Consider the following 21320-nt stretch of genomic DNA (forward strand, 5'->3'; position numbering starts at 1 on the left):
AAAATTGCTATGAAAAAGAAAATTAATATTGGAATACCAATATTAAATCAAATATACGTTTTTTATTTAAAACGCAATTCATATGAATTATGAGAACATATCTTTTACTTTTTCAAAGAAAGATTTGTCAGATTTCTCAGGTTTTGGCAAAAAGTTTTCATTGTTCTGCATTCGCTCAAAGAACTCTTTTTGCTCTTTGTTCAACTCTTTTGGAGTCCAAACATTAACATGAACCAATAAATCACCGCTACCATAACCATTAATACTAGAGATACCCTTACCTCTTAAACGTAATATTTTACCGGACTGGATACCTGACTCTAATTTTATACGCACCTTTCCACCAACGGCATCAATTTCTTTGGAAGTACCTAAAACGGCTTCTGAAAAACTAATATATAAGTCATAGTGAAGGTTGTCTCCCTCGCGCTTTAAAGTCTCATGATCAACCGTTTCAATAGCTACCAACAAATCTCCCGGAACGCCATTGCCCGGAGCATCGTTACCTTTATTGGGCACCTTTAACTGCATACCGTCCTCAACCCCTGCAGGAATATTTATTGATACGGTTTCCTCTGCCACCTTAAGCCCTTGTGCATCTGCATCACTAGGCTTTTTATACAAAACCTGACCGCTACCACCACATGTGCTGCAAGTAGCTGCGGTCTGCATACGTCCAAGAATTGTATTGGTGATTTTGGTAACCTGTCCCCTACCACCACATGTTGCACATGTTTTGTAGGTTACACCACTTGCCTGGATTTTTCTTTTAACCTTTATTTTTTTCTCTACGCCGTTGGCAACTTCCTCAAGCGTTAACTTTACACGGATGCGAAGGTTACTTCCTTTAACCCTACGTTGACCACCGCCACCAAAGCCGCCGCCGCCAAAACCACCAAAACCACCTCCGCCACCGCCAAAAGCGCTACCGAAAATGTCTCCAAATTGGCTGAAGATATCATCCATATTCATTCCGCCACCGCCAAAGCCGCCAGAACCGTCAAAAGCACCATGCCCAAACTGATCGTAACGTGCTCTTTTGTCAGGGTCGCTCAACACTTCATATGCTTCCGCAGACTTTTTGAACATTTCCTCAGCCTTGGTATCTCCCGGATTTTTATCCGGATGATGCTGCAACGCCTTTTTTCTATAGGCTTTCTTTATCTCTGCTGCGCTGGCACTTTTACTTATGCCAAGTACGTCATAATAATCTTCCTTCATCCTTGCTTTTTAATTTCCTACTACCACTTTTGGGTGACGAATGATTCTATCACCAAGCTTAAACCCTTTCTCAACCACATCAACAATCTTTCCTTTAAGTTTTTTGTTAGGGGCAGGTATTTGTGTAATAGCCTCATGCACATCTGCATCAAAAGCATCGCCTATTTCGGCACTTACCTCTTCTAGTCCTTTAGATTTTAAAGTCTCACGGAACTTTACTCTAATAAGTTCTACACCTTTAAACATCTCTTTATCCTCAGATTTGGCCATCTCTTTTAAAGCGCGTTCAAAATCATCTAAAACCGGCAACATAGAAACCATAATTTCCTGTCCAGCGGTCTTAAATAAATCCATTCGCTCTTTTGAAGTTCGTTTCTTGAAGTTTTCAAACTCAGCAAACAACCGTAGAAATTTATCTTTTTCCTTCGCAAGGTCCTCTCTTAATTGTTCTTCCACACTTTGTTCTTCTTGCTCTATATTATTTTCAGACGTTGTTTCTGCTTGGTCTTTGTCCAATACCTGATCAAGGTCTTCTGTATTTTGTTTATCGCTCATTGTGATACAATTTGAATTCTCGCTTTTAGGTTGGCAAAAGTACTGCCATTTCTTTAAAAATGTCAAAATGTCACTAAAAAAAGAAATCAAAAAAATATCTCTAAAGTTTCTACAACCCCAACAAACCACACCGTTAAATATTAAAGCAAAAAAATACCTGCCTAAGCAGGTATCCTATACTTTATTATAACCCAAATAATTTACTAGGGAATATATTCTTTTGATAAAGTTTTAATATTAGATGTTTTAGTGCATTCCTTACTATTATATATAGCTTCCAAGGCAACACAAACATTAGGATAGATAAAATTGAACCCCTCTTCCTCTATTTTCTTGCAACTTACGCGCTGACTAGCAAAGAGTAGATAAGACATTTTACCCAAAATAATTCTCATAGCCATTCTTGGAATATTAGGAAGTATAACTGGCTTTTCTAGAACCTTAGCTATCTCTTTTACCAATTTATTATTGGTAACAGGGTTTGGCCCTACCCCATTAAACACGCCATCCAGACCATATTCTACAACAAACAAAAACATTCTTGCCAAATCCGAAATATGAACCCAAGACTGCCACTGCTCTCCACTACCAAATGCAGCTCCCACATAATTCTTAATTGGTTTTGCCATTTCCGGAAGCGCTCCTCCCTTACATGACATTACCAAACCTATTCTTACCTTGGCAACATTAAAACCAAAGGTATTGAAGCGATCTATTTCATTTTCCCACAATGCTACAACCTCACCTAAAAAACTATCATCAACCTCTGTATCTTCTTCGGTATAAAATTTACTTAAAGAATCTGGGTATCTACCAATTGCAGATGCCGATACAAAAGATGATATTTTACTGGTATCTACCTTTTCTAATGCCGTATATAAAGTCCTTAAGGAATTGACCCTGCTGGATATTATCTTTTTTTTATTGCTAGATGTCCATCTTTTAGAAATGGAAGACCCCGCCAAATTTATAATAGCAGAAACCCCAGTTAGACAATCCAAATCGATTTCGCCTTTATCAGGGTTCCAATAATACCCCTTGTATTCCGGCTTTGAAGAAATTTTACTTTTACTTGTAGTAAGGTAATTTACGGCAATATCTTTCCTTTGACATTGCTCCACAATCGCACTGCCCACTAGACCTGTTGCCCCTGTAATCAGTATTCTCATGATTCAAAGGTATAGCTTTTGCAAACTAGCTGACTATCATTTAATTCGGATTTAACACTAATACGTGCCAATATGTTAAGAAATGCCGATAACCCGTTTATAATTAACCTTTTGTTAGTACAAACAGTTACTTTTTAGCCCTTAACATTTCTCTTTTTCCCGGGGGACCAGGCAGGCGTTCTACCTCAAAACCAACCGCTAACATTGCCCTTCTAACACTGCCTTTGGCAGCATATGTAACTAACACTCCGTCTTTTTTCATAGCACAGTACATCTTGGAAAAAATATCCTCTGTCCAAAGTTCAGGTTGCACCCTTGCGCCAAAGGCATCAAAATAAACCAGGTCAAAAACATTTTCATCATCAATATCCGCAAAAAACTTCTGTTCCTTTTTCAAGAGAAAATTTTCCGAAATCCGAACATCATTTTCCCATGGAGCGGTATGCATTTTCTCAAAATCCGACCTGAATTCTTCGGCTTTTAACTCGGATATATAATTGAGTTGTTCCAATTCTTCTGGTGAGACCGGATATGCCTCTACCCCCCTATAAGTAATTTCAGTGGGATTTTTCTTTGATTCTATTCGAGTAATAAGCGCATTGAGTCCCGTCCCGAAGCCTATTTCAAGAATATGTATGTTTTTTCCAAAAAAAAGAGATAAACCATGTTTTATAAAAACGTGATACGCCTCTTGAACCGCCCCGTGTTTTGAATGGTACTGTTCGTCCCAATCAGAAATCTGAATGGTCTTTGACCCATCGCCCGTTGTGATAATTTTTCTTTCCAAACTATTTATTTTCTATCAAAACACCATCTGCCTCAAAACCTAGAGTTTTCTTTGGCTCCTTGATTTTTGCGATTTCAGACTCAGACTTCCCCCCGTCTTTTGCGTAATGTTTTTGGTCCTCTACGCTCATAGACTCTACATATGCATAACCATTAACGATTACTTCCTTACCCGTAATATCACTTGGCATAAAAAAGCCATAATCCTTAAAGCGGACCATAGTTTCCCGTCCGTCGTTCAATTGCAACTTCATCCAACAGCCCTTAACCTTACAAACATCTGTTATCGTAGCTTTAAATTTTGTGTGTAATGTATCCTGCACGGACATACCGCTAAATTTTCGGGCCATTTCGGCACTGGTCAATGCATTGGAGGCTTCCAAATTCTCGCCAATCATTTTATAGTTGACGCCATTGTAAGTTATCTCTTTGGTTTCTTGCCCACTACAGGCCAAAACCACCATAAAAACCGCAAGTAAATTGTTAAATACACGCATTTCCTATAAAAATTAGATAAGTACCGCAAAACTGGGCATTTTTCAACGAAAAAAGAAGAACAGGTAAGGATAAATCGTTAATTTTAATCCTTTAATTTAAAAAGTTATGAACTCGACCATGCAAAAAATCAGCATTGAAAAGGTAAAAGAATCAAAGATTGAACAAGTAGATTTCAACAATCTCGCTTTTGGGAGTGTATTTACTGATCACATGCTGGTCTGCGATTATAAAAATGGTGCTTGGGAAACTCCAAAAATAACTCCCTACCAGCCCATTAGCCTTGACCCGTCTGCAAAAATTTTCCATTACGGGCAGTCTATTTTTGAAGGAATGAAAGCCTACAAAGATGATAATAACAAAACGTGGCTTTTTAGACCGTTGGAGAACTTTAAAAGATTGAACATCTCCGCAAAACGTATGGCCATTCCGGAATTGCCCGAAGAATTTTTCATGGAAGGCCTAAAGGCGCTATTGGAATTGGAAGAAAAATGGATTCCGCAGACCGAAGGGAGCTCTATGTACATAAGACCTTTTATGTTTGCTTCCGGGAACGGTTTTCACGCTTCTCCTGCAAATGCTTATAAATTTATAATATGTCTTGCACCATCTGGATCCTATTTTTCCGGAAAAGTCAAAGTACTTATTGAAGAAAAATATTCGCGTTCCGCGAACGGAGGTGTAGGTTATGCTAAAACTGGTGGCAATTATGCCGGACAGTTCTACCCAACCCAATTAGCGGTTGAAAAAGGATACAATCAAGTTATTTGGACCGATGACCACAATCATGAATATATTGAGGAAGCCGGTGCCATGAACATTTTTGTTCGTATTGACGATACTTTAATTACAGGCCCAACAAGTGACCGTATATTAGACGGTATAACACGAAAAAGTATTTTGCAACTGGCAGAACAAAAAGGTATTAAAACCGAAGTAAGAAAGATTACAGTTGCCGAAGTTGTTGAAGCCGCCAAGAACGGAAGACTTAAAGAAATGTTCGGAGCGGGAACTGCTGCCGTAGTTTCACCAATTTCCGCATTTGGCTACAGAGGTGTAGATTATGATTTACCGGAATTGGAAAACAGTTTTGCCTCTCAAATAAAGAAAGACATTACGGATATACAATACAACCGTGCCGAAGACCCATTTGGTTGGAGAGTAGGGCTTTAAAATAAGACCGTTTACATAAAGTGAACATCTTATTATATAGGATAAAAAACGGGTGCTAAAACTAGCACCCGTTTTTCATTCTCTTAAACGTAGAATTATTTCTCCAAAATTTCCGCAATATTAGGTTTAAAATAGTTGGGCCCTTTTAACACCTTACCATCTTCGCGGTAGATAGGCTTACCGTCTTGCCCCAATTTACTCATATTACTACGTTGTATTTCATTGAACACTTCTTCTATTTTATGTTGCATACCGTGCTCAAGAATAGTCCCGCACAAGATGTAGAGCATATCACCAAGGGCATCTGCAACTTCTACCAGGTCATTATTTCTTGCCGCCTCCAGATATTCTTGATTCTCCTCATCCATCAAATTAAACCTGAGCAGGTTCTTGGCTTCCCCTAAATCTGCACGCATGGTTTCTGAGACTCCCAACCCAAACGAGTTGTGGAAAAGCGCTACCGCACTAATTTTGTTTTTCATATATAGTTGTATTGATTTAAAAATAGTTTCTGCCAATAATAGCGTAATTTTGCATAAAAATAAAGAATATGTTCACCACCGGACAAATCGTTTTTGCCGCGCTTTTTGCCATCTGTTTTATCGTAATTATCTTTTTGTCCTACAAAAAAGACAAAAAACTACACGCAAAAAACTACAAAGGGGTTAAATGGGTGGGACTTTTATTCATATCCTTCGTAATAATCCTACTTTTTATTAAGCATTTCCTTAAAAATTAGGACAATATTTATAGTCTCGATAAAAACACCGCTTTTCACGACTAAAAGTTATTTCTTCTCGTATAACATAACAAATAGCGTAATTTTGCGTTATGTATTCCAAAGGGGTAAAAAAATGATGACTTTCTTCACAATACTTTTAGTTTTAATCGGGGCAAATGCTTTGTTTATGGTATTTAGCTTAAGTGGAATATCTAATGGAGCAAAAAAGACGGAAGAGAATGCATCCAAATCTGCATCATCTAAAGTTTATACGCTTAACAATCTTTCTTCCAAGTTTAAGAAAGCCGTTTAAAACTATCCACAAAAAGCATTACCAAGCTGACAAATTATTTACGTAATTTGCGCAGATGAAACAATTGTTACTTGTATTCTTTGGAGGTGGCATAGGTAGTATACTTCGCTATCTGGTTTCCAAATCACTCAACAATCACTTTCAACATTTCTTTCTAGGTACTTTTATTGTAAACGTTCTAGGCTGTTTACTAATAGGTCTTATTTTAGGTCTTTCTGTTAAGACAAATTATTTAACCTCTAACCAGACACTTTTGTTCGCTACCGGTTTCTGCGGAGGCTTTACTACATTTTCCACCTTTGCTTTTGAAAAGCACTCACTTTTAACGTCAGGAGAATTTATAGGTTTCTTTACCTATCTTATTTCTAGTGTTATTGTTGGCATTTTGGCCGTTGCACTGGGCCTTTGGTTGTCTAAATTGGTCTAAAGGCCTTTATCCTCCCTTTTTCTACCCTATCAAAAATTCAAAGTTTTAGGTAATCAGCTTATGATTATCTAACCTTATGACATTTTTTGTCCATTTTTTTCAATATTCCATCAGATTCTCTGATTTTACGTCAGCAAAAATACATTTTGAACAAATTTTATTAAGATACCCCAAAAAAATAGGGGTATAATTTCACATAAACATAAAAATAAAGCATAACACCCCAAAATTTATGGGGTGTTAATTATTTTAACATACATTTGTTTCTCTAATTAATACAATTATTATGAAACAAATCGAGGCAATCATTAGAAAATCGAAGTTTGATGACGTAAAAAAAGCGCTTCATCAAATAGAGGTGAACTTCTTCAGTTACTGGGATGTAACAGGGGTAGGAAACGAAAAACAAGGTCATGTCTATAGAGGAATCTCTTATAGTACGAGCGACATTCAAAGAAGATACCTTTCTATAGTAGTATCCGATGAATTTGTTGAGCGTACGGTTGATACCATTCTTGAAGCAGCTTATACCGGTAATGTTGGAGATGGAAAAATATTTGTTTCCGAGGTTCTTGAAGCTTACAGAATACGAACCAAAGAAAGCGGGCAAGCTGGAATCAACTAAAAAAAACCAATAACTAAACTTTAAAGAAAATGGACGCAGGATTATTTACAGCAAATAACGTTTGGATGATGTTGGCTACCGCTTTGGTATTCTTCATGCACACCGGATTCGCCTTTTTAGAAATAGGCCTTACCAGACAAAAAAATACAATAAACATATTATTTAAGAACATCTTTATTATTACAGGTGGACTTTTACTTTACTACGCATGGGGCTTTAACATGATGTACCCAGGCTTTGAAGAAGGTTCTTCAGGTATATTCGGATTTGCAGGCTTTGGTATTGCAGCTCCAGAAAACGGAATGACTCCTGAATACGCAGATGGCGGTTACACTTGGTGGACAGACTTCTTGTTTCAAGGTATGTTTGCAGCTACAGCAGCAACTATCGTATCCGGTGCCGTTGCAGAACGTATGAAAATTGGTGCCTTTATGATCTTTACCGTAATCTACGTAGGTCTTGTTTACCCAATAGTAGGTGCTTGGAAATGGGGTGGTGGTTTCTTGGATTCATGGGGTTTCTATGATTTTGCAGGTTCTACTTTGGTTCACTCTGTAGGTGGTTGGGCAGCATTGGTTGCTATCTTCTTACTAGGATCACGAATTGGCAAATTTGACGAAAACGGTAAGCCTAAGGCCATACCAGGCCATAACATACCATTAGCAACCGCAGGTGTACTTATCCTTTGGTTAGGATGGTTCGGGTTTAACGGTGGATCTGTACTTTCAGCCGACCCAGAATTAACTTCACTTGTATTGGTAACTACAAGTTTAGCAGCAGCTGCAGGTGGTTTTGGAGCCTTTATCCTATCTACCATACTATATAAGAACTTAGATTTAACCATGTTCCTTAACGGTATTCTTGGTGGCCTTGTAGGTATTACCGCTGGCGCGGACCTTATGTCTCCTAACGAAGCAATCATGATTGGATTCTTGGCCGGTCTTATCATTGTCTTAGGCGTTGCTCTAGTAGATAAATTAAAACTAGATGATCCTGTTGGTGCCGTTGCAGTTCACTTGATCTGTGGTATCTGGGGAACATTAGCAGTAGGAATCTTTGGAGCAAAAGCAGGTGTTGAACAATTCATGACCCAATTGTACGGAGTATTGATCGTAGGTGTCTTCTGTGTAGTTTGCACATTCATTATCCTTGGAACCCTAAAAGCAGTAATGGGACTTAGAGTGAGCAAAGAAGAAGAGATCGAAGGTCTTGACATTCACGAGCACGGTATGGATGCTTACCCAGATTTCATAAACGACTAATAACCATATTAATTAGAAACGGAGCGTTTTGCAGAACGCTCCGTTATATAACCCTTTCAAAATCTTTACAGATTAAAATAATCATTCCACACAGGGATAACTAAACAAAATTCAGATGAAAGCGATTACAAATACAAAATACGTAAAAAATCTATTTTTCCTAGCAATACTACTTTTCTCTGCAACAGCGGTTGTTGCACAAGAGGAAGAAGAATCAAAGCCGAAATTTTCTTTCAGTGGTTCTGTTGATGCGTATTATAGAGCAAATTTAAATGCACCTAACGGAGAAGATGCTCAAGCTCCAGGAAGCTCATTCGCTAACCTACCAGGATTCGCCTTAGGTATGGCCAATGTTATTGGTGCTTACGAAGGTGAAAAAGTAGGTTTTGTAGCTGATTTAGTTTTCGGCCCTAGAGGAACGGATGCCATTTTTGCTTCTCCAATGTATTCTGCTACAGGAAACATTGTTAACCAATTGTATGCTTACTGGAATGTAAGTGATGCCGTAACATTAACCTTTGGTAACTTTAACACCTTCTTAGGTTACGAGGTTATCTCTCCGGTTGCCAACTTTAACTACAGCACATCTTACTTGTTCTCTTACGGTCCGTTTTCACATACCGGTCTTAAAGCAGATTTTGCTTTATCTGATGATTTCAGCTTAATGTTAGCGGTAATGAACCCAACTGACCTTACAGAGTTCAACCCAACAGGACAGTATGCTTGGGGAGCTCAATTAGGCTACAGCGGTCAATATTTGAACCTTTTAATTGACAACGGTTCTTACGAAGTAGATTTCACAGGTGGTTTTGACCTTTCTGATACTTTCTTCCTAGGACTGAACGCTGCTTATTTTGATGGTGACGAAGATGACGGTGTTGGTAGCTTTGCAGGTTTGGCAGTTTACCCACAGTTGGCCACTTCTGACAATTTCTCTATAGGCTTAAGAGGTGAATATTTTGCTGAAACCGATTTCTTTGGAGCAGTTGGTGGATCAGATGCTGATGGTGACGCAAGTGTATTTGCTGTAACCCTTACCGGTAGCGCAACTATTGGTGACTTGATCATCAAGCCAGAATTAAGATTAGACAGTGCTTCAGAAGAAGTATTCATTGACAATGACGGAAACCCAATTGGAGGCCTTTCTTCTTTTGTGTTGGCTGCGGTCTACTCTTTCTAAAAAAGAATTATAATGGTTAAGTGTTTATAATTTAAAGCTAATTCAAGTAAAGGCCCTGACGTTTAACGTTGGGGTCTTTATTTTTTATTAGGTTCGAAAGCTTTTACCCCGGCACGAATCTCGGTATCCAAATTATTCACACTGGGTACAATAGGGCAAGAAAACTTTTTATTATAGGCACAATACGGATTGTAAGCTTTATTGAAATCTATAACAATGGTATCGCCATCAGGTATTGAAAGATCTATATATCTCCCGCCTGTGTACGTCTGCTCTCCATTAGTATTATCTGTAAAAGGCAAAAAGAGATAATCCCTATACTTTTCCTGCTGCATTAGTTCTTTGTTTTGATACACCTCTAACTGTCGGTTCTTTCCATTTAATGTAAAATGGGCAATACCGTAAACGGTTTCTTCAGATGCCTCACCAGTAGTGCTGGGCATTAAAAATGGCAACGCCTCAGGTGTACGTACAAACTTGGCGGTTACTACATAATTGGTGTCGGGAGCAAAGAAATCCAATGCTTCAAAGTCTTTTCGGTAACGGTCTGGCAAGGGCGATGTTTCTGGATCTTTAAATTCCTCATTCAATTTTTTCTGATGATCCAAAATAGCCTGCAATGCATCGGTTTCAAGAACCACCTCTTTTTCCTCAGGTGCATCATGATACTTTTTATCAGTCTTGCAACCTATAATCATAAAGAAAAAAAATAAAACAAGAATTCTCATAAACTTAATTTTTGCAACAAAAATACAACATTAAGTAATTAACCTAATCGAACCGGTTGTACATTGCAACCCAAATGAATAAAATGAAAGCACTTTACACCATCCTACTCGCCCTAACCTTGTTTTTCTCGTGCAACTCACCCAAAAAAGAAGTCAAAATAAAAGTCGAAACAGAAAGAGTTATGCCCGAAATATTACCCGATCGCTATAACGTAGCTTTTCTAATCATGAACGGCACTTTCAACACTGAATTAACCGCTCCGTTCGATATTTTTCAGCATACCAAATTCAGAAAAAATATAAAAGCTATGAACACTTTTACCGTAGCCAACACCTTAGAACCCGTTACCACTTTTGAAGGTATACGCCTACTACCGGATTTTGACTATACCACGGATCAACTGCCCCCAATAGATATTTTGGTAGTTCCTAGCGCAGAACACCATTTAGATACGGACCTAAGAGATAGCATAATGTTGAATTTTGTACGAAAAATAGATAGCTCTGCTTTATTCATGACCAGCCATTGCGATGGCGCTTTTGTTTTAGCCAAAGCCGGAGTATTGAAAGGAAAAACCTCAACCACCTTTCCTAGTGATATTAAAGCTTACAAAGAAATGTTTCCCTCTCTTAAAGTTGCGGACAGTGTTCTATTTGTTCATGATGGAAAGTACATTACTTCTGCAGGAGGCGCAAAAAGCTTTGAAGCCGCACTTTATTTATGCGAGTATTTATACGGAAAAGAGGTTACGGATGCTTTAGCTCAAGGCTTGGTCATAGATTGGGATTTAAACGAGGTTCCTCATCTTAAAATAACCCCATAAGGTTACTCTTCAAAAATAGAATACCTAGCTTCTTTTAAATACTTCTCTACCAACTCATTAAACTCTGGCGTTATACGTAATAAGGCCGTATTTTCCAGAGCGTAGAGCTCACCACGGTTGGTATACCCTCTTTTTAAAAGTTCTTCCAAATAGAAAAGCGCCGTTCCATAATCATCGGTTTTAGCTGTATAGGATATAATTTTCAAGTAGCTCTCAAAATTATCCGGCTCAATTACGGTCTTTAACATCCATAAAAAGTTAAGTGCTTCGCCATCAATAGGACTCTCCGCACTTAATATATCTACATTATCGGAAACCAACGCTTTTACATAGCCTTCCAATCGTTTCCCCATTTTTTGCTGCAGTATATTTGGGTTTTTCTGAAATTTCTGAAGTTCTTCCATCTGATACTTCCACCACCCCAAATTATTGTAGTTATATGTTAGGATATCTTCTTCAAGGTAATAGTTAAACTCGTCCTTAAGAAAACTTTCCTTTAAAAAAATTGAATTCTGCGCCCTATTTTGATTTCTGAACAGCCTGCTTTTTCTAAGCGTCTTTCTACTGTTCTTTATAGAATCTAAAGAGACAAAAGGTTGGTACATTTCCGTCATTTCCTCTAACCAACCATCTGCTAACAAAGGTTTATTAGTAGTATATAATTTATTTACCTTTAGTAAATCCGCATTATAACTCTCATCTATATAAGCTTCATCTTTAGGAGCCCTACCTTTTGCCATAGCCGCCAAGGTCAGAATTTTGAGAGCAGAACCAAGTTCTTTTGTACTTGGCCATTGGTGGCCTCCCTCAAAAACCAATACCTGATTAGGAAACTTCATCTTACTCAAGATTTTTTCTACGGATAGCATTTCAGAATAACTGAAATCCTCATCCCCCACTATACCTATAAAATGAAACGGATTTCTACTGGTAAGCACCTCAACGTTAGCTACTGCAGCTCCACAAGCAATTACTCCCTCAACACCTTTTATGAACGTGGGAACCAAAGTAGAAAAACGGCCACCCGCGGAGAAACCGCCTGTATATATACCATTCTTTCTAATGGGCAACATAGTGGCTACCGTATTGAACATTCTACTGGTAACCAAAATGTTCTTTGAAATAGATAAGGTATCACTAACATTATTAGACGCCGCAAGAACATAACCTTGTTCTTCCGCAGCTGCACTGAACATGGCCAAGGCCTGTCTACCCCTGCCGTTCATATCAAAAACAAACACCACTGGCCATGTTTTTGAAACGTCAAACTTTTTTGGCAGGTACAAAGAGAAGGTTTCCGGAATTGTATCATTAACTGCCAGGGAATCTATTACCACGCCTTTTTTTAAGGTGATATTTTGGGCAGAACCAATAAACATAGCACTAAAGGCCAGTAACAATAGTATTCTTTTCATAAAAATTGAATCATCAAAAATCTAGCCAAAAGACAGACATTCATAGATTTTTGCTTAACGTGAGCGGACAGTAAAAAATTAATTCAAGACTACTCCCCTATTTTTCCTATTTCCACACCTTCTGAGTAAGCCACTTTAACATCATGTTCGCTAAAGGCCTTTTTAATGGCTTTATTGGCATTAAACGTTACTTCCCAAAAATCATCTGGCAACACAAACGGCCTTACGATCAATTGCACATTGTGCGAATCAAAATCCAAAATTCCTATTTCCGGCGCAGGTTCAGGTAGAATTTTCGAAACTTCTTTTAGGGCATTCTCCAAAACCTTTTTTACTTTAGGAAAGCTCTCTTCATAAGGCATGGTAACCTCTAACTCCAACCTGATCATTCCCTTTTCCGAATAATTGGTCACTACGGATTCAGTAATCATAGAGTTGGGAATAATCAATATTTTATTACCGGGAGTGAGCACATCCGTACTAAAAATACCTATCTCCACCACCCGGCCAAACTTATCGTCTACTTGAATCCAATCCGATACCTTAAAAGGCTTAAGCGTTAAAATTAAAATACCGGAAGCAAAGTTGCCTAAGCTCCCCTGCAATGCCATCCCTACCGCAAAAGCCGCTGCGGCCAATATGGCAAAAAGACCTGTAAGGTCCGCTCCTAGAACGGTTGCTATAATAAACAGAACCGTACCTTTTAGCAGCACCCCTACAATTGAAGACAAAAATGGACGGAGGGTTTCCGAAAACCCAGTTTTTTCCAGGGCTTTCCTTACGAGCTCTACTACTTTCTTGGCTATCTTAAAACCAATCCATAAAATCAGCCCTGCTAAGAAAATGCGAGGTATATAAAAAACCGCTTTATCTATTGCAATTTGAGCGTACTCATTAAGTTTATCCAAATCCATGAATTAAAATTAACAATAAGAGAGCGTTCTTCTATAGAAAGTTTGTGTTTTTTATACACTTGATACTGAAAAAGTTTAAAAAATAGCACCCAAAAGGAAGTATCCATACCTAGCAAAGGGTCACCCTATTACCTTTTTAAAGAAAAGTGACTCTTAAATTCTTTCCGAACCCCATCTTTTGTGTATTCCACTTTAAACCAATAATCGCTAGACGGAACCGCCTGCCCATTAAAAGTCCCATCCCAGCCCACGTTTCCGTTTAACTGATACAACAACCTACCGTACTGGTTGAAAATACTAACATCCGGATTCTCTATTTGAGAAAAACCTGTAATGGTCCAAACATCACTAACACCGTCTCCATTTGGGGTGAAAAATCTAGGAAAATCTACTAAAGTGAATTCTTCGGACAACGTACTGCAATTATGAATGTCCGTAACATAGGCCGTATGCTCTCCTGGACTTAGGTTTTCAAACCTATTATCCGACACAAAATCAAAACCATCAACACTGTAAAGGTAATTTCCGTTTCCTTCCGCCATGAGGTCTACCGTATTATTATCTGTAAAAGGATCTGAAACAAAGACCACTTCAAAAACTTCGGGTTGTTGGGAGCTAACTACCTGAGTAGCTATAGAAAACTCACAACCCAATTCAATATTTTGAAGCTGCACCACATAATTTCCTTCCTCATTTGCTGTGTAAAAAGCATCCGTTGCCCCGGTTATTAAATTATCGGCAGAAATAGTTTCTTTATACCAGGTGAAGCTATAGGCCGAAACAGAAAGCCCTGTATTTAAAACAGGTAACGGGTCTAATGTTTCACCTTCGGCATCCAAACAAAGAACATACTCTTCCTCAAGTTCCGATTGAAAATTAAGTCCGAGTAAATTAATCTCAAAAGAGGCAATTTTATAACAACTGTTCCCGGAAGATATTCTTGCAAAAATAGTCTGGGACTCGCTTACCAACTCATAGGTTTCTGGGGTTTCAATAGCATTTTTAAACTCCTCTGCATCCTTTAGAGTTGAATAATATGTAACCTGATAAATGTTGGCATCTTGCCCACCTAACATAGGCTGACTATTAACTGTAAGATCTATCACCTCTCCAGAAGTATCATCAATATCGCAAAAAACTAAATCCGCTGGTGCTTCCGTAATAACGGGAGCCGGAATAAACTCCGCTTTTAAGGTTCCAGAAGCCACGCAAGATTCAGAAAAAACCAGTTCCACACGGTAATCTCCACTCTCGGTTACATTAACAGTAGCAGTTCCTGACCAATCCACAATTTCAACATCATCTTTATACCATTTGTAATCCGTAACCCCTTCTACAGTGGCGTCTAATTCAATAACCTCATCTATACATGCAGGATTACCACTTTCTACGGTCCTGTCCCCGCCTAAATCATACCCCAATGAAAAACTACCTGCCTCCAAAAAAACGGCCGAGTCTACTTTAGAATCCCTATTATCAGCAATTACCAACTTAATAGTATACGAACTCCCGGGAACTACGGGAGATTCTGCGGTTAAACTTGTAGTTTGGCCATGAAAGGAAATAGCTGAATCTTCGCCATTTATTTTATCAAAGTAGGCGATGTTTTTTCCTCCGCACTCCCCTTCAACACCAGGACGTATAGAAGTTACACTTACCGGCAGTTTATTTGTGGGCAATACTGCCAAATTTGTAGACACCCCTTTTGAATCCGTTAGGATAAAAGCAAAAACATCTCCAAAAGTACATTGATAGTTTTCTTGATATTCTTCCGAAGCGAATAAAAAATTAAAGCTGATATGATTGGTATGCGGAACAAAATCGAACTGTAGGTAAGAAGCATTGAAAAGTATATCGGAGCCCGTTATGGATTTCAAATCGGCATCACCAGGCCACTGCTCGCTACCAGCATCATGAATGTTGTCATTAGGACCCTCGGCAAACTTGGCCTGCCCCGTACTTAATACAATACCCTCTTCATACGGAAAATCGGAACCATTTGCCTCAAAATATCCTATACCATTTAGACCCTCGGCTAGACCTGTCTTTGACGTGTAATTACCCGTTTCCGCACAATTGCTGTTAATCAGTACGTTTTTCACCAATTCTTCTACCGAATAACCGGTATCATCTACCTTAATCTGGCCCATTAGCCCACAAGATGATAGTAGCACTAGCAAAAATCCTAATGTTTTCATTTTCTATAGCGTAATTCCGAAAAAACCGGAATGCTAAATATAAGAAACTCTTTACTAGTTCTAGGCACTTATTTTTAATATAGCTGTTAGGTAATAGTTAATTGCTTAAACTATATTAAAATGTATTCTTGCCTATGGGAGCACTGGACACCACGTTAGACAAAATAATATGGGTACGTGTTTCTCCATATTGAATAAGTTTATCTATGAACCGCTCTAAATGAAATTGGTCCTTTAAAACCACCTCCATAACTATATTCTCGTTTCCGGTTATGCGATAACAGTTTACCACCTCTTTGTAAGTTTTTACCGTTTCCAAAAAAGGTTTTAGTTTCCCCATAAAAGCCCGCAAGGTTATAATAGCTTTTAGATGATGACCTGTCTTTGCATGCGAGACTTTGGTGTTATAGCCTTCAATAATTCCAAGGTCCTCCATTTTTTTTATCCGCTCAGCCACAGCGGGTGCCGTAAGCCCTACATGCCTACCAATATCCGCAAAGGTTTCGCGAGCGTTTGCCTGAAGTCTTTTGAGTATTTTCCAGTTTAAATCATCTATATTCATTATCGAAACTAAAATTTAAAAATAGATTGTTATCCAAAGCTAAATTACAAAATAGCTTTTGATTCTAAAGACAAAACTTGAAATCTGGCCGTAACTTTATTAATCCAAATTAGTAGTTAAAGAAAAAATGTCTTACAAGAACCTTCGTGCCTTACCGGTCTATAAAAAAGCTTTGGAACTCTGTCATATGAGCAGGGAAATTGCTTCGTACGTTTCTTTGAACAAAGACCTTCTTAACCTCTACCAATCTAATAGCCATAGAGATAGCATTGCAGATTCCCTATTAACGGATGCTATTCTTATTCCTAAAAAAATTGCTTCCGCAGAAATTAGCGGTTGTCATATAGAGCGTATGAAAAGTGCCAGTTTCATTAATATAATGATACGCAACATTAACTCATATTGCAATGGCCTGGAAAAAGATGGCGTAAAAGAAAAAGAGTACCTGAACCTCTTAAGAACCGAAATAAAGAGCTTTAGACGGTCATTTAAAAAATGGCGCAGTTCTTTTCCGGACGGAGGTGCCAATTATTTTAATTGAACACCTTACCCTCATTTTTGTTTTAAATTTTATAACATACTAAAATTGTAAGTTTAAAGTTCTAATTTTGGATTTTAAATTATCGATTTTGAAAACAACTATTCTTATTCATTGTCCTGACCAAGCAGGGATTATAAGTACCTCCACCAACTTTATCCACCAACATAAAGGGAACATTGTTTATCTTGATCAGCATGTTGACAAGGAGGCCAACGTATTTTTCATGCGTTTGGACAGTGATTTTGAATACCCCTCATTTGCTGCCGAAACCTTTAAACAAGAGTTTCAGAAAGAACTAGCAGATAGATACCATATGCAATGGAGCATGCATGAAGGTGGGGTAAAACCAAGGATGGCCATTTTTGTTTCCAAATACAACCATTGTCTTTATGACCTTTTAAGTAGATTTAACTCTAGTGAGCTAGAAGTTGAAATTCCCTTCATTATTAGTAACCATCCAGACCTTAAACCTATTGCTGACCAGTTTAACATTCCCTATTACCACATACCGGTAACCAAGGAAACCAAGGAACAGGCAGAAACAAAGCAACTGGAACTATTGAAGGAGCATCAAGTAGATTTTATAGTTCTAGCTAGGTACATGCAGATTGTAAGTCCTAAAATCATAAGCAATTTCCCCAACCGCATCATTAACATTCACCATTCGTTCCTACCTGCGTTTGCCGGTGCCAAACCGTATCATGCCGCTTTTAAACGGGGTGTAAAGATTATTGGAGCCACAAGCCATTATGTTACGGAAGAACTGGATGCCGGCCCAATAATAGAACAAGACGTTACCACGGTAACCCATGCGCACAGCATTAAAGATTTCATTGCCAAAGGGCGTGATTTAGAAAAAATTGTGCTTTCTAGAGCTGTTAAACTACATATTCTTAGAAAGACTATGGTCTACAACAATAAGACCGTAATTTTTTCGTAGTATATATTTAAAGAACATCTTATAACAAATCTATAACAGCCATTACTATAAAGGGTTGTGTTTCCTCTATTTCTTTACTGAAGCAAAAATCAAAATTAAAGCTATGAAAAAACTAATTATACTATTTTTTGCCCTGAGCCTAACCTCATGTCATGAACTACAACAGGTGGTAAACCAACTACCTCAGGGTGAAACGGCATTAGGTAACGACCAAATTGCCGCTGGCCTTAGACAAGCTTTAGACAAAGGTATTCAAAGTCAAGTAAGCAAACTAACCCAAGAAGATGGTTTTTTAAAAAATGAAGCTGTAAAAATTCTGTTACCCGAAGAACTTCAAAAAGTAGATAAGACGTTACGTGATATTGGACTAGGAAGTCTGGCAGATGAAGGGTTAAAGGTGTTGAACAGAGCCGCAGAAGATGCGGTTGGTGAAGCCACCCCTATTTTTGTTGATGCCGTAAAAGGCATAACTTTTAGCGATGCAAAAAACATTTTATTGGGAAGCGACAATGCAGCCACACAATATTTAACCTCAGCTACGCAAACACAACTTTACGCTAAATTTAATCCCGTTATCAAGAATTCCTTTAGCAAAGTAGGGGCCGATAAAATTTGGAGCAACCTTATTACTAAATACAACAACATACCGTTAACAAAGAAAGTAAATCCTGACCTAACGGATTATGTTACCCAAGAAGCACTTAATGGTGTTTATACCATGATAGCTGTAGAAGAAAAGGAAATAAGGAACAATGCCACCTCTAGAACAACAGACCTTTTAAGGCGTGTTTTTAGCCTCCAAGATTAAAGCAAAATATTTTACATAAACCCTACAATAACTTGAAAATTAACCCGTTAAATTCATAAGTAGTCTTTACAGATTACAATTTTACCAACCTTGTTGATTGTAAAAATTATATATTAAAATACTGAATTTTTTGAGTTAGTAATTTTTGAGTTAGTTAGTTTAAAACCGGTGGGAGCACCGGTTTTTTTTATTCTATTAATCAAAATACTATCAGCAAATTCTTATAGTTCCTAATGACAGTATTGAACTACAATTTGCTAAACTAACCTCTATTTACGTCTGCAACAAAGTCTATTACAAAACGATTGAAAAGTTGTGGCTGCTCCACGTTTACCACATGACCACAGTGCTCAATAGTCAACAAACTGGATTGAGATTGTTTTTGAACCATTTTCTTAACGGAAGGAAGAAAAAGATAATCTTCACCTCCCATAACATATAATGTAGGGATATTGATATCACCAGCTCTAAAAAAGCGTAAGAGTCTATTGATTTGCGAGCCCATTTTGTACCATCTTACAAATTCCTTTTGGTACATTCGTTTGGCCTCCCTAACAAAAAGCAACCTAGACTCTTTATGATTGCCATCTGGCATAATCGCAAAAGTAAAAAGCTTGTACAACCATATATAAGGCACCAGTGATTTAAATAAGCCTCCAAAGCCCATTAGAAGCCTAAAGCGCATATCTAATCGAATAATTGCACCGCCCAACACCATACTATCTACACGTCCCGGATACTTTTCGGCCAAGTTCCTTATCAATACCGTACCTAGGGAAATACCAATGAAATGCGATTTTTGGATTTCAAGAAAATCAAGCACCTCCAATATATCTTCCGTAATGTAATCAAAAGTATACTTATCGTTAAAGGCGTCCTTAAGACCAGGTTGGGAATCACCATGCCCCCTAAGGTCCAAAAGCAATACATTAAAGTGCTTTTTAAACTCCCTTAACTGTTTGTACCAAATAGAAGAACTGCCCCCAGCTCCGTGTACAAAGGTTACCCAAGAATCCGATTCTTGGTTTAGATATGTTACATAATTCAACAAAGTGTTCTCTCGTTTTCTCCCATTAGGGAATCTTGCAATGTATTAAATCTTTTGATCCATTTTAGAATTGAGCGAAAAATATAATTCACAAAGACATGAAAAAACGAAAAATTCAAGAAAAATGTAAAAAACTTAAGAATCTGGTTTACAAGCTCCTCCAAACCCTAATGCTCATTGTTAATATCTTATCGTTTTAACGAAAAAATAAGTAACACATCCGCAAGGAAAAATGAGTTATTAACAAGACTTAAAACAGATTCGCAACCATTGTATTTGGTAACTGTTAATAAATCATCAATTCAACTTAATTTTTGCTATCTACAGCGATTATCGAGATCCAAAGATGATTTACGTGCGTATATTTGTAATAAAGGAATTTAAGACTATGGAAAATCAATATTGCAAAGTAGGAACAGTTACTCCAATCGCTTCAAACAGAAACGCGATTTCACTTTTAGAGTACCAGTATCAGACCTTTTTGAACAAGGCTAGCGACATGAAGTATACCGATGCCAAATTGGTAGAATTTTTTGAGCAAAAAGCTGAAAAAATCCAAAGGGTTCTAGAAAATATGATGAAGTAATTTCTTCGTAAATTATAAAAGTTCGGCCATTTGGCGTTGTAGCTCCAAAGCTTTCTGCCTTGCTGCGTCCGCAAAATCCGAACCCGTTGAGGCATATATTATACCTCTTGAAGAATTTATTAGAAGACCTACATTTTTACTCATTCCATTTTCACAGACCTCCTTTAGACTGCCCCCTTGTGCGCCAACACCTGGCACCAACAAAAAGCTTTCAGGAATAATTTTTCGGATATCTTTCAAGTATTCGGCTTTGGTAGCCCCTACTACGTACATCAAATTTTCAGCATTGCTGTACGATTTTGAGGTTTCAAGTACGGTTTTATACAATTCCTTACCCTCTACCAGCTTCGTTTGAAAATCAAAAGCGCCCACATTAGAGGTCAACGCCAATAGTATGGTATGCTTATCCTTAAAAGCCAAAAATGGCTCAACGGAATCCTTTCCCATATACGGAGCTATAGTAACCGAATCAAACTCCAAGTCCTCAAAAAATGCCTTGGCATAACGTGTTGATGTGTTTCCTATATCCCCTCTTTTAGCATCTGCTATGGTAAATATTTCCGGATAATTGGTATTGATATAAGTTATTGTTTTCTCTAACGCCTGCCACCCCTTTATACCATAGGCTTCATAAAAAGCAATGTTAGGTTTATAGGAAACACAAATATCATGCGTAGCATCTATAATCGCCTTGTTAAAAGCAAATATCGGGTCTTCTTCTTCAAGTAAATGAGGCGGAATTTTTTCTAGATCGGTATCAAGACCAATACATAAAAACGACTTTTTTTTTCTAATCTGGGCAACAAGTTGTTCTGTAGTCATAGAAACG

Annotated in this window: 23 protein-coding genes; 10 read left to right on the plus strand and 13 right to left on the minus strand. The window is 37.9% G+C overall.

Going from position 1 to position 21320, the window contains the following annotated elements:
- Positions 1 to 87 precede the first annotated feature (87 nt).
- The 5 genes from dnaJ to Q4597_RS18440 form a co-directional block, all read right to left on the minus strand.
- Positions 88 to 1221 (minus strand): molecular chaperone DnaJ, encoded by a 1134-nt coding sequence (gene dnaJ / locus Q4597_RS18420; RefSeq protein WP_303407558.1) that lies wholly within the window; start codon positions 1219 to 1221, stop codon positions 88 to 90.
- Positions 1222 to 1230: 9 nt separating this feature from the next.
- Positions 1231 to 1776 carry a nucleotide exchange factor GrpE gene (locus tag Q4597_RS18425; RefSeq protein ID WP_303407560.1) on the minus strand — a complete coding sequence of 182 codons (546 nt, stop codon included), beginning with the start codon at positions 1774 to 1776 and terminating at the stop codon, positions 1231 to 1233.
- Between the two features lie 203 nt (positions 1777 to 1979).
- Positions 1980 to 2945 (minus strand): TIGR01777 family oxidoreductase, encoded by a 966-nt coding sequence (locus tag Q4597_RS18430; RefSeq protein WP_303407562.1) that lies wholly within the window; start codon positions 2943 to 2945, stop codon positions 1980 to 1982.
- A gap of 127 nt (positions 2946 to 3072) precedes the next feature.
- Positions 3073 to 3732, minus strand: a complete 660-nt coding sequence (gene mnmD / locus Q4597_RS18435; protein WP_303407564.1) for a tRNA (5-methylaminomethyl-2-thiouridine)(34)-methyltransferase MnmD — start codon at positions 3730 to 3732, stop codon at positions 3073 to 3075.
- Position 3733: 1 nt separating this feature from the next.
- On the minus strand, positions 3734 to 4228 hold the full coding sequence (locus tag Q4597_RS18440) for a DUF4920 domain-containing protein (RefSeq protein ID WP_303407566.1): 495 nt from the start codon (positions 4226 to 4228) through the stop codon (positions 3734 to 3736).
- A gap of 106 nt (positions 4229 to 4334) precedes the next feature.
- Between Q4597_RS18440 and Q4597_RS18445 the strand changes: the two genes are divergently transcribed.
- Complete coding sequence (locus tag Q4597_RS18445) at positions 4335 to 5399, plus strand: branched-chain amino acid aminotransferase (protein ID WP_215912624.1); 1065 nt, start codon at positions 4335 to 4337, stop codon at positions 5397 to 5399.
- A gap of 95 nt (positions 5400 to 5494) precedes the next feature.
- Here the strand turns inward: Q4597_RS18445 and Q4597_RS18450 are convergent, their stop codons facing one another.
- Positions 5495 to 5881 carry a nucleoside triphosphate pyrophosphohydrolase family protein gene (locus Q4597_RS18450; protein ID WP_215441437.1) on the minus strand — a complete coding sequence of 129 codons (387 nt, stop codon included), beginning with the start codon at positions 5879 to 5881 and terminating at the stop codon, positions 5495 to 5497.
- Positions 5882 to 6488: 607 nt separating this feature from the next.
- Here Q4597_RS18450 and crcB point away from each other — a divergent pair.
- From crcB to Q4597_RS18475, 4 genes are all read left to right on the plus strand, one after another.
- Complete coding sequence (gene crcB, locus Q4597_RS18460) at positions 6489 to 6860, plus strand: fluoride efflux transporter CrcB (protein WP_215912623.1); 372 nt, start codon at positions 6489 to 6491, stop codon at positions 6858 to 6860.
- A gap of 286 nt (positions 6861 to 7146) precedes the next feature.
- On the plus strand, positions 7147 to 7485 hold the full coding sequence (locus Q4597_RS18465; RefSeq protein ID WP_215441431.1) for a P-II family nitrogen regulator: 339 nt from the start codon (positions 7147 to 7149) through the stop codon (positions 7483 to 7485).
- A gap of 29 nt (positions 7486 to 7514) precedes the next feature.
- The gene (locus Q4597_RS18470) at positions 7515 to 8747 is read left to right on the plus strand and encodes an ammonium transporter (protein WP_303407570.1); all 1233 of its coding nucleotides are present in this window, start codon (positions 7515 to 7517) and stop codon (positions 8745 to 8747) included.
- A 115-nt stretch (positions 8748 to 8862) separates the two neighbouring features.
- Entirely contained in the window at positions 8863 to 9927 is a 1065-nt protein-coding gene (locus tag Q4597_RS18475; protein ID WP_303407571.1) for a porin, read from the plus strand.
- A 77-nt stretch (positions 9928 to 10004) separates the two neighbouring features.
- Here the strand turns inward: Q4597_RS18475 and Q4597_RS18480 are convergent, their stop codons facing one another.
- Positions 10005 to 10655, minus strand: coding sequence for a DUF1684 domain-containing protein (locus Q4597_RS18480; RefSeq protein WP_303407573.1), 651 nt, complete (start codon positions 10653 to 10655; stop codon positions 10005 to 10007).
- Between the two features lie 83 nt (positions 10656 to 10738).
- Between Q4597_RS18480 and Q4597_RS18485 the strand changes: the two genes are divergently transcribed.
- Positions 10739 to 11479: a DJ-1/PfpI family protein gene (locus tag Q4597_RS18485; protein WP_303407575.1), complete on the plus strand. Its 741-nt coding sequence runs from the start codon at positions 10739 to 10741 to the stop codon at positions 11477 to 11479.
- Between the two features lie 2 nt (positions 11480 to 11481).
- Here Q4597_RS18485 and Q4597_RS18490 read toward each other — a convergent pair whose 3' ends face one another.
- From Q4597_RS18490 to Q4597_RS18505, 4 genes are all read right to left on the minus strand, one after another.
- The gene (locus Q4597_RS18490) at positions 11482 to 12894 is read right to left on the minus strand and encodes an alpha/beta hydrolase (RefSeq protein ID WP_303407577.1); all 1413 of its coding nucleotides are present in this window, start codon (positions 12892 to 12894) and stop codon (positions 11482 to 11484) included.
- Positions 12895 to 12983: 89 nt separating this feature from the next.
- Positions 12984 to 13808 carry a mechanosensitive ion channel family protein gene (locus tag Q4597_RS18495; protein ID WP_303407580.1) on the minus strand — a complete coding sequence of 275 codons (825 nt, stop codon included), beginning with the start codon at positions 13806 to 13808 and terminating at the stop codon, positions 12984 to 12986.
- A 128-nt stretch (positions 13809 to 13936) separates the two neighbouring features.
- Entirely contained in the window at positions 13937 to 16006 is a 2070-nt protein-coding gene (locus Q4597_RS18500; protein ID WP_303407582.1) for a T9SS type B sorting domain-containing protein, read from the minus strand.
- Positions 16007 to 16121: 115 nt separating this feature from the next.
- Positions 16122 to 16568 (minus strand): Lrp/AsnC family transcriptional regulator, encoded by a 447-nt coding sequence (locus tag Q4597_RS18505; RefSeq protein WP_215441416.1) that lies wholly within the window; start codon positions 16566 to 16568, stop codon positions 16122 to 16124.
- Positions 16569 to 16695: 127 nt separating this feature from the next.
- On the opposite strand from Q4597_RS18505, the gene Q4597_RS18510 reads away from it, so the two are divergent.
- From Q4597_RS18510 to Q4597_RS18520, 3 genes are all read left to right on the plus strand, one after another.
- On the plus strand, positions 16696 to 17109 hold the full coding sequence (locus tag Q4597_RS18510; protein ID WP_215441414.1) for a hypothetical protein: 414 nt from the start codon (positions 16696 to 16698) through the stop codon (positions 17107 to 17109).
- A gap of 88 nt (positions 17110 to 17197) precedes the next feature.
- The gene (gene purU / locus Q4597_RS18515; protein WP_303407585.1) at positions 17198 to 18049 is read left to right on the plus strand and encodes a formyltetrahydrofolate deformylase; all 852 of its coding nucleotides are present in this window, start codon (positions 17198 to 17200) and stop codon (positions 18047 to 18049) included.
- A gap of 103 nt (positions 18050 to 18152) precedes the next feature.
- A complete protein-coding gene (locus Q4597_RS18520) occupies positions 18153 to 18857 on the plus strand; it encodes a DUF4197 domain-containing protein (protein WP_215441410.1) in 705 nt (234 codons plus the stop codon).
- A gap of 262 nt (positions 18858 to 19119) precedes the next feature.
- Here Q4597_RS18520 and Q4597_RS18525 read toward each other — a convergent pair whose 3' ends face one another.
- On the minus strand, positions 19120 to 19908 hold the full coding sequence (locus Q4597_RS18525; protein ID WP_303407587.1) for an alpha/beta fold hydrolase: 789 nt from the start codon (positions 19906 to 19908) through the stop codon (positions 19120 to 19122).
- 352 nt (positions 19909 to 20260) lie between these two features.
- Between Q4597_RS18525 and Q4597_RS18530 the strand changes: the two genes are divergently transcribed.
- Positions 20261 to 20491, plus strand: a complete 231-nt coding sequence (locus tag Q4597_RS18530) for a hypothetical protein (protein WP_289041435.1) — start codon at positions 20261 to 20263, stop codon at positions 20489 to 20491.
- 12 nt (positions 20492 to 20503) lie between these two features.
- Here the strand turns inward: Q4597_RS18530 and pyrF are convergent, their stop codons facing one another.
- On the minus strand, positions 20504 to 21313 hold the full coding sequence (gene pyrF / locus Q4597_RS18535; protein ID WP_303407591.1) for an orotidine-5'-phosphate decarboxylase: 810 nt from the start codon (positions 21311 to 21313) through the stop codon (positions 20504 to 20506).
- Between the last annotated feature and the right edge of the window lie 7 nt (positions 21314 to 21320).

It is taken from the genome of Zobellia sp. 1_MG-2023 (assembly GCF_030549125.1).
Taxonomy (GTDB): domain Bacteria; phylum Bacteroidota; class Bacteroidia; order Flavobacteriales; family Flavobacteriaceae; genus Zobellia; species Zobellia russellii.